The organism is Massilia putida, from assembly GCF_001941825.1.
GTDB classification, from domain to species: Bacteria; Pseudomonadota; Gammaproteobacteria; order Burkholderiales; family Burkholderiaceae_D; genus Telluria; species Telluria putida.
The window spans coordinates 1,856,732-1,870,557 of record NZ_CP019038.1 but is presented as its reverse complement, the minus strand read 5'-3'; the positions used below and the strand labels follow the sequence as shown (position 1 = coordinate 1,870,557).

The following is a 13,826-nucleotide window of genomic DNA, read 5'->3' as shown; positions in this document are numbered from 1 at the left end:
GATGGCGAAATGACCGATACACTCATGCCGACCTTGCTGTCGCGCGATTCCGGCGAACCGTTGTCCGACCAGATCGTCCGGATGGTGACCGCGCGCATCGACGACAGGCAGTTGCGGGCCGGGGCGCGCATGCCCTCGATCCGCCGGTTCGCGGCCGCGCACGGCGTGTCGCCGTTCACGGTCGTCGCCAGCTACGACCGCCTCGTCGCGCAGGGCTACCTGGAATCGCGCCGCGGCGCCGGTTTCTTCGTGCGCGAGCGCGCGCCGCTGAACACGGCATTGCGCCGTGCCGAAGCGCATGCCGATCCCGCGCTGGAGTCGCGCGCGCTGGACGTCGTCTGGCTGATCCGCCACATGTTCCGCCAGATGCCGGGCCAGCCGTCGAGCGCGGCGGGCGTCCTGCCGACGGCCTGGCTGGACGGCCCCGGCGTCGCCAACGCGCTGCGCGCCGTCAGCCGCCAGAACAGCAGCGTGCTGCTCAACTACGCCAGCCCGCAGGGCTATGCGCCCCTGCGCGAACAATTGCAGCGCAAGCTGGCCGAGCTGGAAATCGCGGCCGCGCCCGCGCAATTCATGACGACGCTCGGCGTGACGCAAGGCCTCGACCTCGTCGCGCGCGAATTCTGCCGTCCCGGCGACACCGTATTCGTCGACGATCCGGCCTGGTTCCTCATGTTCGGCTCGTTCGCCGCGATGGGGTTGAAGGTGGTCGGCATCCGCCGCCAGGCCGACGGTCCGGACCTGGCCCAGCTCGAGGCGCTGGCGGCGCTGCACCAGCCGCGCCTGTACATCATCAATTCGGTGCTGCACAACCCCAGTTCCACGTCGCTGTCGGCCGCGAAGGCCTTCCAGATCCTGCGCATCGCCGAACGGCACGACATCACGGTCGTCGAGGACGACATCTATTGCGACCTGCATCCGGGCGGCGTCCAGAGCGCGACGCGGCTCGCGGCGCTGGACCAGCTGCAGCGCGTGATCTACCTCAGTGGCTTCTCGAAATCGCTGGCGGCGAACCTGCGCGTCGGCTTCATCGCGGCGTCCGCCGAGACGGTGCAGCGCCTGGCCGACCGCAAGATGCTCGCCACGCTGAGCACGAGCGACCTGGGCGAGCGGATCGTCTACAAGATCCTGTCCGAGGGTGTGTACCGCAAGCACCTGGACCGCATCCGCACGCGTCTGGATGCCGTGCGGCCCCAGGTCCTGCGCCGCATCGAGTCGCTCGGCATGACCCTGGAACCGGCGCCGACGGCCGGCATGTTCGCGTGGGCCGACTGCGGCCGCGACACGAACGCGCTCGCGGCCCGCGCGATGGACGAGGGCCTGCTGCTGGCGCCGGGCAGCCTGTTTTCGCCGACCCAGCTGCCGTCCACGAAGCTGCGGCTGAACGTGGCGGCGCTGGAGGATGCCGGCGCGTGGCGGTTCCTGGAGCGCGAGCTCGGGTGACGGTCACGGCGGGCTGACGAGAACATGCGTCGTGGTCACGACGACGGGTGCTCCAGTACTTTGAGTCCCGCGATCCCGCCGAAGACGAGCGCCATGCACGCCACCCGCGCCGGCGACAGCGGCTCGGCGAACACGGCGGCGCCGACGAGGCTGACGCCGAGGGCGCCGATGCCCGTCCAGACGGCATAGGCGATGCCGAGCGGCAGCGTGCGCACGGCCGCGGCCAGCAGCCAGATGCTGGCCAGCGCGGCGAGCACGGCCAGCAGGCTGGGCCCCGGGCGGCTCGCGCCCGCCGAGGCCTTGAGCGCGAAGGCCATGACGACTTCCAGCACACCCGCCGCGAGCAATTGCGCCCATGCAGACAAGCTCGGCATATCAGGCCTTCCTCATCTTGCGCTGAGCCCGGCCAACGGCGGGACGCTCACCGATCTTTTGCAGCCATGCGGCCACGCGCGGGTAGTCGCGAAGGTCGACGCCCAGTTCGTCGTGGCTTGCGAGCCACGGATAGAAGGCGACGTCGGCCACCGTGTACTCGTCCGCCGCGACGTGGTCCGAGACGGCGAGCCGGCGCTCGATCACGCCGTAGATCCGCTTCGTTTCGCGCGTATAACGTTCCAGCGCCATCTCGTTGCGTTCCGGCGCGCCGTGCCGGAACCACCAGAGTTGACCCAGCATCGGCCCGGTGCTGGCCGCCTGCAGGAACAGCCATTGCAGCACGGCCTCGCGGCCTTGCGCGTCGCCGGGCACGAGCTTGCCCGTGGCGAGGCCGAGGTGATACAGGATGGCGCACGATTCGAACAGGCTCTGGCCAGTGCGCTCGTCGACGAGCACGGGAATCTTGTTGTTGGGGCTGACCCGTTCGAACTCCGGCGTGAACTGTTCTCCCGCACTCAGGTCGACGTGGCGGACCCGGTAATCCAGGCTCATTTCTTCCAGGGCGATGATGACTTTCTTGCCGTTCGGGGTGTCGGCGATATGGGCGGTGTACATGGTGGCTCCGGTCGTTGATGGTGCCTGGAAGCGTAGCTTGTGCAAAAATGTCTGAACATTCGATTGTTTCGCACAATTCTTGTCTGTTTTTGCGCATCCATGGACTGGGAAGACTACCAATACTTTCTCGCGGTGGCGGGCGGCGGGTCCGTCTCGGCGGCCGCGCGCCGGCTCGGACAGAGCCATTCGACGGTCCTGCGCCGGCTGGACAAGCTGGAGGCCGCCCTCGACGTCCGCCTGTTCGAGCGCTTCCAGACGGGCTATGTGCTGACGCCCAACGGCGAGGAATTGCAGGCCCTGCTGGCGCCGGTCGCCGAGGGCATGCAGGAGATCGAACGGAAGCTGAGCGGGCAGGACGCCACGCTGCAGGGCGCGATCCGCGTCACGACGACCGACACGTTGATGGCGCTGTTGCTGCCGGCGCTGTCCGAATTCCGCCGCACCTATCCCGGCATCCAGCTGCAGGTCACGGTCAACAATAGTTTCTTGAATTTGTCGAGGCGCGACGCCGACGTCGCCATCCGGCCCTCGAACACGCCGCCGGACAATCTCGTCGGCCGCAAGCTCGGCCGCCTGCGCACGGCGCCCTATGCGGCTCAGGCCTATCTGCGCCGGCGTGGAGCGGTCGGTGGCTGGGCCGACCATGACTGGGTTGCGCCCGACGACAGCCTGGCGCACCTGCGCCAAGCCCGCTGGCTGCGCGAGCACGTGCCGCCGGAACGGTATGCGATCAGCGTCGATTCCCTGCTCGGGATGGCGGCCGCCGTCGAGGCGGGCCTGGGCGCCGGCATGCTGCTGTGCCTGCTCGCGGACGCGCGGCCCGGACTCGTCCGCCTCGCCGAGCCCGAGCCCGCGCTGGACACGGACGTCTGGATCCTGACGCATCCGGATCTTAGGCGGGTCAACCGGATCCGGGTGTTCACGGCATTCCTGTTCGACGGGTTGTCACGGCATCCGGCGTTCGGCTGAGCGGCCTGGCCATCGGTTGGCGCACGATCGTCTTCCACCGGCTGGCCTCGGCACGGCGGATGTCGCTCAGATCGATTTCATGGTGCTTGCCGGCGAGGGCGGCGCGGGCCTCGATGAATTCGTGGACGCGTCGTATCGTCGGACCTTTTTCCGTGAACGGTCCGACGTGCAGCGTCTGGGCACATCAGCCTTCCGCGAACGTGTCGATGCGGAGCGCGTCGATGGCGGCCAGGTCTCTCTTGCGCTTCACGACCGCGATCGCGTCCTTGAGGGCCGCATCGTGCGCGTACGATGGCTGGTGGATCATCATTGTCCATTTCCACTTCGACCGGTCATTGCGGGCGAACGACGACAGGTCGTCCGAGCAACACAGGCCTTACAGTGGCATCACCGCGTCATCGATGCCCACCGGTCCTTTCTTGACCATGAACTTCGCCGTGTAGGACACGGAGAACAGGGCTTCCACGGCCTGGGCGTACCACGGCGACGTGTCGGGATCGCCCGTCACGTCGATCATGAGGAAGCGGAATGCGGGAACGTCGACCTGGACGACGTCCCGCGCGGAGGGCTGGTAAAGATGTTTCAGTTTTTTTTCAGGTCGATTTTTGGCTCCCGGCCTCCCGATGCGTTCATCCGCCGTGTGCCAACCGGGCCTTGCTCGCCCGGGCACGCACCAGCAGCAGTTCGCGTTCCCGTTCGTTCTGCGTCATCCCCGCCGCCCGCTCGAATTCCGCCGCCGCTTCCTCGTGACGCCCCAGCCTGGCCAGCAGGTCGCCGCGCACGCTCGGCAGCAGGTGGTAGTTGCGCAGTGCCGGCACTTCCAGCAGGGCGTCGGCGAGGGCGAGGCCGGCGGCCGGACCGTAGGCCATGCCGAGCGCCACGGCGCGGTTCAGTTCGACGACGGGCGAGGGCATCAGCTGGGACAGCGCGTCGTACAAGGCGGCGATGCGGGCCCAGTCCGTTTCTTCCGGCTGGAGCGCACGGGCGTGGCAGGCGGCGATGGCGGCCTGCAGCGCGTATGGCCCCAGCGCGCCCAGGCGGCCGGCGCGGTCGAGCGCCGCCAGGCCGCGGCCGATCAGAAGGCGGTCCCAGCGGGAACGGTCCTGGTCCATCAGCAGGATCGGCGCGCCGTCCGGCCCCGTACGGGCGCGCTCGCGCGAGGACTGGATCTCCATCAGCGCGACGAGGCCGTGGACCTCGCCTTCGTCGGGCATCAACTCCGCCAGCACGCGGCCCAGGCGGACCGCCTCGCGGCACAGCGTGGGCCGCAGCCACTCGTTGCCCGCGCTGGCGGAATAGCCTTCGTTGTAGATCAGGTAGATCACCTGCAGCACGGACGCGAGCCGCGGCTTGAGTTCCTCGCCGCGCGGCACTTCGAATGGCACGCGCGCTTCGGCCAGGGTGCGCTTGGCGCGCACGATGCGCTGGGCCACCGTCGCTTCCGGGACGAGGAAGGCGCGCGCAATCTCGCCGGTGGCGAGGCCGCCCAGCAGCTTGAGCGCCAGCGCCGCGCGCGCTTCGGCCGACAGGACCGGGTGGCAGCACACGAAGATCAGGCGCAGCACGTCGTCGTCGATCTCGCCGGCCGTCTCTTGCGTCAGCGCGGCCAGCTCGGCGGGATCGCGGAAACTGCCGCTGTCGCCGAGCACATTATCCATCTCCCAGCTGATTTCGCCTTCCTTGCTGGCGTGCATGGCGTGGTGGCGCAGGTGGTCGAGGGCGCGCCGCTTGGCCACCTGCATCAGCCAGGCGCCGGGGCGGTCGGGCACGCCGTCCGCCGGCCAGCGCTCCAGCGCTTCCAGCAAGGCGTCCTGCGCGAGTTCCTCGGCCCGGCCGAGGTCGCGCAGCATGCGGGTCAGCGCGCCGACGATGCGCGCCGACTCCATGCGCCAGACGGCCTCGACGACCTTGCCCGTGTCGGCGCCGGCCGTCATGCGCGTCCTCCCGCCCGCATGGGCATCATGGGCGGTCCCACGCCGGTTGCGGCGCCAGTTCGGCGCGCAGGGCGGCGTCGAGCTGTTCGGCGCGCACGCTGGCATCCTCGCGCAGCCGGTCCGACACATCGCCTGCGGCCGCGCCCAGCGGCGCGATCAGCGCCACGCGCCGGATCTCGACCTCGACCTCGGGTCCGGTGGGGTAGGGCAGCGTGCGCGCCCAGCCCAGGGCCGCTTCGATCGAGGGGGCGCGGATCATCCAGAAGCCGGCGATGAGTTCCTTGGCTTCCGCGAACGGTCCGTCGATCACGCTGGCGCCGCCATTCGCCACGCGCACGCGGGCGCCGCGGGCGGTGGACTTGAGGCCGTCGCCGGCCAGCAAGGTGCCGGCCGCCGCGTGGATGGCGTTGAAGGCGTTCAGCCGGTCGAGCTTTTCCTGCAGGGGGATCGCGTCGCGCTCCGTACCGGCGTCCGAGCGCAGCAGGATCGCGTAGCACGCATCGTCCCCGGCGGCGCCGGGCGGGATGCCGGCGCAGCCGCCCGGGCAGCCCGTCTCGCGCAGTTCCAGCGTGACGGTGCCGGTGGCGTGAGCGTGACCCTGCAGCCATGCCAGCGCGGCGGCGCGCGACGGCGCCTCGAACACGGCGAAACCGGCTGGCAGGCGCTCGGCGCGCGGGAAGGGGCCGGCCGTCACGGCCTCGCCGTCGGGCCACAGCTTGAGGCGCAGCGCTTCCGAGTCCGGCGCGAATGCCAGCGCCAGCGCGGGGGCGCCGGGAGCGCCAGCGGCCGCGGCGCCGCCCGGCAGCCGGCGCAGCAGGTCGTCCAGCACGGCTTGCGGATCGGCGGCCGCGGCGCGGTCGTCGTTGTCGGTGCGGATGAGCATGAACTGCATGGCGGCCTCCTTCAGCGCGTGGCGAGTTGTTCGCGCATGCGGTCTTCCTGTGCGCGGACGTCGGCCGGCAGGTCGGTGCCGAAGTCGTCGGGACCGAACAGCTGGCGGATCTCGATCTCGCTTTCTACGCCCTCGTGCGGATTCGGGCAGCGCTTGAACCACTCGATGGCTTCTTCCCTGGAGCCGACTTCGATCAGCCAGAACCCGGCGACGAGTTCCTTCGTTTCCGCGAACGGGCCGTCGATCACGGTGCGCTGCGCGCCATTGAACCGGATGCGCGCGCCTTTGCTGCTGGGTTGCAGGCCTTCGGCGGCGAGCAGGATGCCGGCCTTGACGAGTTCCTCGTTAAAATTACCCATGTCGACGAACAGTTTTTCGCTCGGCATGACGCCGGCTTCCGTGGCCGCGGTGGCCTTGACGATGACCATGAATTTCATTGTTTTGCTCCCGCGCAGGTCTGGTCCATCGATTTCATCATTTCTTCGCGCATCTGCTCGGGCGTCATGTCGCGCTTGTGCGTGGCGATCGACCAGCGGTGGCCGAACGGGTCCTCGATCTGGCCGTAGCGGTCGCCCCAGAACATATCGGACACGGGCATGACCGGCTTGGCGCCCGCTTCCACGGCGCGCGCGTAGACGGCGTCGACGTCTTCCACGTACAGATGGATGTACACGGGTGTGTTTTTCAGGGCCAGCGGACCGACGCAGCCGAAGTCGGGAAAGTCGTCGGCGAGCATGAAGATCGAATCGCCGATGCGCATCTGGGCGTGCATGATCTTGTCGCCCGGGCCGGGCATGCGGCTCGTTTCGACGGCGCCGAAGGCCTGCTTGTAGAACGTCAGCGCGTCGGCCGCGCCGCTGCAGACGAGGTGCGGGGTGATCGTGTGGAAGCCTTCGGGAATGGGACGCACTTGTTCGGTCATGATGATCTCCTGTTCTGGTCAATGGGTCCGCAGCTCGGATGCTGCTGTCCGTACGACGATCGGGCTTCCCCGGTTTCGACACGCCCGCGCGAAAAAATTTCAGTGGATCGTCACGTTATGCCGACTCGATCAAAAAGTCGAGCAACTTAGTATATGTATAAGAAATGCGGTCCGGCAAAAAATAGCTCTTGAAATCCTTGTTCGTATCCCAATATCGGACCGGTCTGTTCAACCCCCCAGGGCACCTCGAAAAACCGTCGCGAGTTCGCAGCAGGTTTGGCGACGTGCCCGCTACAACGAGGACATAAGATGGCTATCGCCGAAAAAGAAACCCTTGGGTTCCAAGCAGAAGTCAAACAGCTGCTGCAACTGATGATCCACTCCTTGTATTCCAACAAGGAAATTTTCCTGCGTGAACTGATTTCCAACGCCTCCGACGCGGCCGACAAGCTGCGCTTCGAGGCGATCAATAACGACAGCCTGTACGGCAACGACCATGAGCTCAAGATCAAGGTCCTGTTCGACAAGGATGCGAAGACCGTCACCATTTCCGACAACGGCATCGGCATGAGCCGCGACGAGGTGATCTCGCACCTGGGCACGATCGCCAAGTCGGGCACGAAGGAATTCTTCAGCAAGCTGTCGGGCGACCAGCAGGCCGACGCCGCGCTGATCGGCCAGTTCGGCGTGGGCTTCTACTCGGCCTTCATCGTGGCCGACCGCGTCACCGTCGAAACCCGGCGCGCGGGCGCCGACGCGCATGACGGCGTCCGCTGGGAATCGACGGGCGAGGGCGATTACACCGTCGAACAGATCGAGAAGACCAACCGCGGCACGGACGTCATCCTGCACCTGCGCGAAGGCGAGGACGAGCTGCTGTCGTCGTGGAAGCTGAAATCCATCATCCGCAAATACTCCGACCACATCTCGCTGCCGATCGTGATGAAGAAGGAAGAGTGGGACGCGGAGAAAAAGGAAACCGTCGTCAAGGACGAATTCGAGACCGTGAACCAGGCGTCCGCGCTGTGGGCCCGTTCGAAGTCGGACATCACGAAGGAGCAGTACGAGGAATTCTACAAGCACGTCTCGCACGACTTCCAGCCGCCGCTCGCCTACACGCACAACCGCGTCGAGGGCCGCAGCGAATACACCCAGCTGCTGTACGTGCCGAGCCACGCGCCGTTCGACCTGTGGGACCGCAACAAGCGCGGCGGCATCAAGCTGTACGTGAAGCGCGTCTTCATCATGGACGACGCCGAGCAGCTGATGCCGGTCTACCTGCGCTTCGTGAAGGGCGTGATCGACTCGAACGACCTGCCGCTGAACGTCTCGCGCGAGATCCTGCAGGAGTCGCGCGACGTGCGCGTGATCCGCGAAGGCTCGACCAAGCGCGTGCTGGGCATGCTGGAGGAAATGGCCAACAGCGACGAGCAGGAAGGCCGCGACAAGTACGCGACCTTCTGGAAGGAATTCGGCCAGGTCCTCAAGGAAGGCATCGGCGAGGATTCGACCAACAAGGAGCGCATCGCCAAGCTGCTGCGCTTTGCCTCGACGCACACCGATTCGCCGGACCAGACCGTTTCGTTCGCCGACTACATCGGGCGCATGAAGGAAGGCCAGGACAAGATTTATTACGTCACGGCGGACAATTACAACGCCGCGAAGAACAGCCCGCACCTGGAAATCTTCCGCAAGAAGGGCGTCGAAGTGCTGCTGCTGACGGACCGCGTCGACGAGTGGATGCTGTCGTTCCTGAACGACTTCGACGGCAAGGAACTGGTATCCGTCGCCAAGGGCGGCCTGGACCTGGGCAAGCTCGAGGACGAGGCCGAGAAGAAGGAGCACGAGGAAACCGAGACCCAGTACAAGGACCTCGTCGAGAAGATGAAGGGCGCTCTGGCGGACAAGGCCAAGGACGTGCGCGTGACGTTCCGCCTGACCGATTCGCCGGCCTGCCTGGTCGCGGACGAGCACGAGCTGTCCGCGAACCTCGTGCGCATGCTGAAGGCCGCCGGCCAGAATGCGCCGGAGACCAAGCCGATCCTGGAGATCAACCCGAACCATCCGCTCGTCACGCGCCTGAAGTACGAGGACGCGGCGAGCCCGCGCTTCGGCGACTGGGCGCACATCCTGTTCGACCAGGCCATGCTGGCCGAGGGTGGCAGCTTGAGCGATCCGGCGGCGTTCGTGAAGCGGTTGAACGAGATGTTGCTGGCCACCGCAGCCAAGTAATCGCAAGCAGCCGGGCATTGCCCGGCTTTTTGTTTTTGAATTTTGCAACTAATCGACAGGCGGCGACCGGACCACCGGAACCCGGCGATTCAGGCCTTCAGGCTTTCAGGCCCAGCCCACGCGCACCCAGGGCGAACCCCGCATCGAACGCGCGCCGCAACCCGCGCTGCAATGCCTCCGTGAGCGGATTCAACGCCAGCGCCGTGACTGCGATCGCGGTGCCGATCGCGACGATCTCGTAGCCCGCCCCGCGTTCGATCGGCAGCACCGATTGCCACAGGCCGATCACGATGCCGTGCGACAGGTACAGCGTGAACGTGTGCGCGGCCAGGAAGCGGATGGGGCGTGCCAGACGCAGGATGGCGTCGAACCCAGCCTGGCGCGCGCAGGCGAAGTTCAGCAGCACGAGCACCATGACGGCGTAGTCGGCCAGCACGCGGTCGGCGCTGCCCATGCGGATGCCGGGGAACGGCCACCAGGCGTTGGCGACGCCGCGCAAATATGGCTCGGGATCGAGCCAGCCCCACAGGCCGATGAGGGTGATGCTCAGCAGCCAGAGCGCGCGTGCGATGCCGCGACCGAACGTCAGGCGGGCCTGCAGCCGGTACAGCGCGACGCCGGACAGCCACACGGGCAGCAGGAGCCACAGGCGCGGGCCGACGAGGGCGAGGACGGCGCCGGCCGCCAGCCAGCGCCGCCGGCCGCCGAGAAAGTGAAAGACGCCGAACAGCACGTAGTACCAGGCTTCGTAGTCGAGCGACCAGTACGGGATCAGCCAGGGCGGACGTTCGACGAAGTGCCACACGTCGCCCAGGAAAGCCAGGTGGAACGGCACGTAGAGCCAGGGGCGGCGCAACTCGTAGGCGTCTTCGACCGGCACGTGCAGGATGTCGCGCACGCACGTCGCCAGGATGAAGGACAGCGCCAGCACCGGCAGCACGACGGAAAACAGGCGCGCCGCGCGGGCCACCACGTAGCTCTTCGCCGTGAGGTTCTTGTGCTCGGCGCTGTAGGCGATCACGAAGCCGGACAGCACGAAGAACGTGATCACGGCCTCGCGTCCGAAGTCGGGGATGCGGGCGATCTGGGCGTCGTCGAAGATGCGGAAATAGCCGAAATGCGCCACCACGACGGCCAGCGCGGCGCAGCCGCGCGCGAGGTCGAGATAGAGGGAAAAGCGCGCGTCGAGCGAGCCGGCCCGGGGCGGCGTCATGGTGCCATCCGGGCGCTCAGGGGTTCAGGTCGCGGCAGAATTCGTCGAGCATCGCTTCGCCTTCCGGCCACGGGCCGTAGCCGCTGCCGCCGTTGATGTGGCCCGCCGGGCCGATCTCCACCAGCTTGCTGCCCCACGCGCGTGCGAACGCGCGTGCGCGCTCCGGCGACACGTATTCGTCGTTGCTGCTGGCGACGACCAGCGACGGAAACGGCAGCGGTGCGAGCGGGATCGGCTTGAAGCCGTTGGCGTCGATCGGGTAGGAGGGCGCTTCGACGTCGCTCGGGGCGACGAGGAAGGCGCCGGCCACCTTCAGCGTCGAGCCGGACTGCGCCCACTGCGCCACCAGCATGCACGCGAGGCTGTGCGCGACGAGGATCGGCCGGCCCTCGCAGTCGGCGATGGCGGCATCCAGTTCGGCCACCCACTCGGAACAAACCGGATTGTTCCAGTCGCGGTGCGGCACCCGCGTCCAGCACGCGTGTTTCTGTTCACAGTGGGTCTGCCAGTGCTGCGGGCCCGAGTTCCACAGGCCCGCCAGGGTCAGGATGTCGCACTTCATGTTCGCTCCAGTGTGGTCGTGCCGGCCATTGTACGATGACGCGCCGTTACAACGCCGTGCGCAACGCGAACAGTTCCGGAAACAGCACGACGTCCAGCATCTTGCGCAGATAGCTCACGCCGGCCGTGCCGCCCGTCCCCGTCTTGAAGCCGATGATACGTTCCACCGTCGACACGTGGCGGAAGCGCCAGAAGCGGAAGGCCGTCTCCAGGTCGACGAGCTTCTCGGCCAGTTCGTACAGGGCCCAGTGATGCTCCGGATCGCGATACACCTCGAGCCATGCGGCCATCACGGAATCGTCGTGGACCGTCGGCTGCGTCGGGTCGGCGTCCAGGCGGCCCTGCGCGATGGCCAGGCCGGAGCGCGCCAGCAGGCGCACGGCTTCGTCGTAGATCGACGGCGCGTGCAGCTCGCGTTCGAGCAGCTCATGGTGCTCGGGCGACGTCTTGTGCACGGCCAGCATGGCGGCGTTCTTGTTCCCGAGGATGAATTCCAGCTCGCGGTACTGGAACGACTGGAAGCCGGACGACGACGCCAGATAGGGACGGATGGCGCTGTATTCGGGCGGCGTCATCGTGGCCAGCACGTCCCAGGCGTGCACCAGCTGGTCCATGATGCGCGCCACCCGTGCCAACATTTTAAAAGCGGGCGGCAGGTCGTCGGCGCGGATGTGGGCGCGCACGGCCTGCAGTTCGTGCAGCATCAGCTTGATCCACAGCTCGCTCGTCTGGTGCTGGATGATGAACAGCATCTCGTTGTGGTTCGGCGAGAGCGGGTGCTGCGCGGACAGGATCGCGTCCAGGCCCAGGTAGTCGCCGTAGCTCATGCTGCGGCTGAAATCCATCTGCGCGCCGTGCCACTTCGGGTCTTGTTTGTTGTCGTCCATGGTCGCTCCTCAGGTGACGGCGCTCTTCTCGGCGCGGGTGTCGTAGGCTTCGCGGTCGAGGATGTCGCGCAGGGTCTCGACGGCGTCCCACGTGTCCGCGAAGCTCGTGTACAGCGGCGTGAAGCCGAAGCGCATGATCTCCGGTTCGCGGTAGTCGCCGATGACGCCGCGCGCGATCAGCGCCTGCATGACCGCATAGCCGTGCGGATGCGTGAAGCCGACCTGGCTCCCGCGTTCGGCATGCGCGCGCGGCGTGACGAGGCCCAGCGGATGCGCGGCGCAGCGGCTTTCCACCAGTTCGATGAACAGGTCCGTGAGCGCAAGCGACTTGGCGCGCAGGGCGGCCATGGTCGTCGCCTCGAAGATCTCCAGTCCGCATTCGACGAGCGCCAGCGACACGACTGGCTGGGTGCCGCACAGGGCGCGGGCGATGCCGTCGGCGGGAGAAAACCCGTGCGACATCGCGAACGGCGCCGCGTGGCTCCACCAGCCCGTGAGCGGATGGCGGAACGCGGCCTGGTGACGACGCGGCACCCAGATGAAGGCCGGCGCGCCCGGGCCGCCGTTCAGGTATTTATAGGTGCAGCCGACGGCGAAGTCGGCTGCGGCCGCGTTCAGGTCCACCGGTACGGCACCGGCGGAATGGGCGAGGTCCCACACGGCCAGCGTGCCGCGCGCGTGCGCGAGGGCGGTCAGCGCCGCCATGTCGTGCATGCGTCCGGTGCGGTAGTTCACGTGCGTGAGCATCAGCACGGCGCAGTCGGCCCCGATGGCGGCATCGAGTTCCTCGGGTGCGTCGACGAGGTGGATGCGGTAGCCGCGGTCCAGCCAGCGCGCGAGGCCGTCTGCCATATAGATATCGGTGGGGAAGTTGCTGCGTTCCGTCACGATGACTTTGCGGGCCGGGTCGCGCTCGGCCTGGATCGCCAGCGCGGCGGCCAGCGCCTTGAACAGGTTCAGCGACGTCGTGTCCGTGACGACCACTTCGCCGGCCGCGGCGCCGATCAGGGGCGCGAGGCGGTCGCCGAGGCGGCCGGGCAGGGCGAACCAGCCGGCCGTGTTCCAGCTGCGGATCAATCCCTGCCCCCACTCCTGGCCGACGACGTCGCGCGCGCGTTCGAGCGCGGCGCGCGGGCGGGCGCCCAGCGAATTGCCGTCCAGGTAGATCACCCCCTCGGGCAGGTCGAAGCGTTCGCGCAGCGGTGCGAGCGGGTCGGCCGCGTCCAGGGCGAGGCAGGCGGCGCGCGTGGCGATGGGAGCTGGCATGTGGATTCCGGTAGGGTAAAGGAACGGAAAGTGTAGCAAAATTGCATCGAATTGCGGCGGCCAAAAATTTTCAAAAATTTTTCGCTGAAACCCTAAAGTTCTCCAAAAGCCGTCCGATAACCTATCCAGATGACCGGGATCGGGTCTTGAAAAAAATTTTTGTCGAAACCCTAAAGTTCGGCAAAGCCCGACCGATAACGAGTCAGATGGGATGCTTGAGGGCCAAAAAATTTTTTTGCGAAACCCTAAAGTTCCCGGAACCGTTGACGTAAACCAACACAGCAGTATGTTGTTGGCGGCCCGAAAGGGCTGAAAGCCGCCCCGGTTTCACACCTCACATCTACCCCGTTTTCATAGGGGAGTCACCACGATTCGGCAGGGTTTGTCAGACAAACTCCTACGGGTCGCGTTCGCCTTTGCCGGACGAAAAATACAGACACTCTCCAATTCTCCAAAAGTTTCCTCACAGTCAGAATCTATCTCAACGGCAACACACAACGCCTCACAGATAGATCAC

At 66.8% G+C, this 13,826-nt stretch carries 15 protein-coding genes; 3 read left to right on the top strand and 12 right to left on the bottom strand.

What is annotated here, in order from left to right; translation table 11 throughout:
* Positions 1-9 precede the first annotated feature (9 nt).
* Complete coding sequence (locus BVG12_RS10585) at positions 10-1,443, top strand: aminotransferase-like domain-containing protein (protein ID WP_075792347.1); 1,434 nt, start codon at positions 10-12, stop codon at positions 1,441-1,443.
* 35 nt (positions 1,444-1,478) lie between these two features.
* On the opposite strand, the gene BVG12_RS10580 is transcribed toward BVG12_RS10585, so the two are convergent.
* A complete protein-coding gene (locus BVG12_RS10580; protein ID WP_075792346.1) occupies positions 1,479-1,817 on the bottom strand; it encodes a DMT family transporter in 339 nt (112 codons plus the stop codon).
* 1 nt (position 1,818) lies between these two features.
* The gene (locus BVG12_RS10575) at positions 1,819-2,433 is read right to left on the bottom strand and encodes a glutathione S-transferase family protein (RefSeq protein WP_075792345.1); all 615 of its coding nucleotides are present in this window, start codon (positions 2,431-2,433) and stop codon (positions 1,819-1,821) included.
* Positions 2,434-2,532: 99 nt separating this feature from the next.
* On the opposite strand from BVG12_RS10575, the gene BVG12_RS10570 reads away from it, so the two are divergent.
* Positions 2,533-3,402: a LysR family transcriptional regulator gene (locus tag BVG12_RS10570; protein WP_075792344.1), complete on the top strand. Its 870-nt coding sequence runs from the start codon at positions 2,533-2,535 to the stop codon at positions 3,400-3,402.
* A 184-nt stretch (positions 3,403-3,586) separates the two neighbouring features.
* Here the strand turns inward: BVG12_RS10570 and BVG12_RS35515 are convergent, their stop codons facing one another.
* The 6 genes from BVG12_RS35515 to BVG12_RS10545 all read right to left on the bottom strand — a co-directional run bounded on the left by BVG12_RS35515 (position 3,587) and on the right by BVG12_RS10545 (position 7,150).
* On the bottom strand, positions 3,587-3,712 hold the full coding sequence (locus BVG12_RS35515) for a hypothetical protein (RefSeq protein WP_267877480.1): 126 nt from the start codon (positions 3,710-3,712) through the stop codon (positions 3,587-3,589).
* 66 nt (positions 3,713-3,778) lie between these two features.
* Positions 3,779-3,919, bottom strand: a complete 141-nt coding sequence (locus BVG12_RS35045; RefSeq protein WP_229503854.1) for a hypothetical protein — start codon at positions 3,917-3,919, stop codon at positions 3,779-3,781.
* Positions 3,920-4,031: 112 nt separating this feature from the next.
* Complete coding sequence (locus BVG12_RS10560; protein ID WP_075792343.1) at positions 4,032-5,336, bottom strand: RNA polymerase sigma factor; 1,305 nt, start codon at positions 5,334-5,336, stop codon at positions 4,032-4,034.
* A gap of 25 nt (positions 5,337-5,361) precedes the next feature.
* Positions 5,362-6,228, bottom strand: coding sequence for a YciI family protein (locus tag BVG12_RS34820; protein ID WP_075792342.1), 867 nt, complete (start codon positions 6,226-6,228; stop codon positions 5,362-5,364).
* An 11-nt stretch (positions 6,229-6,239) separates the two neighbouring features.
* Entirely contained in the window at positions 6,240-6,665 is a 426-nt protein-coding gene (locus BVG12_RS10550) for a YciI family protein (RefSeq protein ID WP_075792341.1), read from the bottom strand.
* On the bottom strand, positions 6,662-7,150 hold the full coding sequence (locus BVG12_RS10545; RefSeq protein WP_075792340.1) for a VOC family protein: 489 nt from the start codon (positions 7,148-7,150) through the stop codon (positions 6,662-6,664). Before BVG12_RS10545 ends, BVG12_RS10550 begins: the two co-directional genes overlap by 4 nt.
* Before the next feature lie 309 nt (positions 7,151-7,459).
* Here BVG12_RS10545 and htpG point away from each other — a divergent pair, with 309 nt between their 5' ends.
* The gene (gene htpG, locus BVG12_RS10540; protein WP_075792339.1) at positions 7,460-9,382 is read left to right on the top strand and encodes a molecular chaperone HtpG; all 1,923 of its coding nucleotides are present in this window, start codon (positions 7,460-7,462) and stop codon (positions 9,380-9,382) included.
* 97 nt (positions 9,383-9,479) lie between these two features.
* On the opposite strand, the gene BVG12_RS10535 is transcribed toward htpG, so the two are convergent.
* From BVG12_RS10535 to kynU, 4 genes are read right to left on the bottom strand one after another with little or no spacing between them, the layout of a single operon-like run.
* The gene (locus BVG12_RS10535; protein ID WP_075792338.1) at positions 9,480-10,595 is read right to left on the bottom strand and encodes an acyltransferase family protein; all 1,116 of its coding nucleotides are present in this window, start codon (positions 10,593-10,595) and stop codon (positions 9,480-9,482) included.
* 16 nt (positions 10,596-10,611) lie between these two features.
* A complete protein-coding gene (locus tag BVG12_RS10530) occupies positions 10,612-11,157 on the bottom strand; it encodes an RBBP9/YdeN family alpha/beta hydrolase (RefSeq protein WP_075792337.1) in 546 nt (181 codons plus the stop codon).
* A 46-nt stretch (positions 11,158-11,203) separates the two neighbouring features.
* The gene (gene kynA, locus BVG12_RS10525) at positions 11,204-12,043 is read right to left on the bottom strand and encodes a tryptophan 2,3-dioxygenase (protein ID WP_075792336.1); all 840 of its coding nucleotides are present in this window, start codon (positions 12,041-12,043) and stop codon (positions 11,204-11,206) included.
* Between the two features lie 9 nt (positions 12,044-12,052).
* The gene (gene kynU / locus BVG12_RS10520) at positions 12,053-13,309 is read right to left on the bottom strand and encodes a kynureninase (RefSeq protein WP_075792335.1); all 1,257 of its coding nucleotides are present in this window, start codon (positions 13,307-13,309) and stop codon (positions 12,053-12,055) included.
* Positions 13,310-13,826 lie beyond the last annotated feature (517 nt).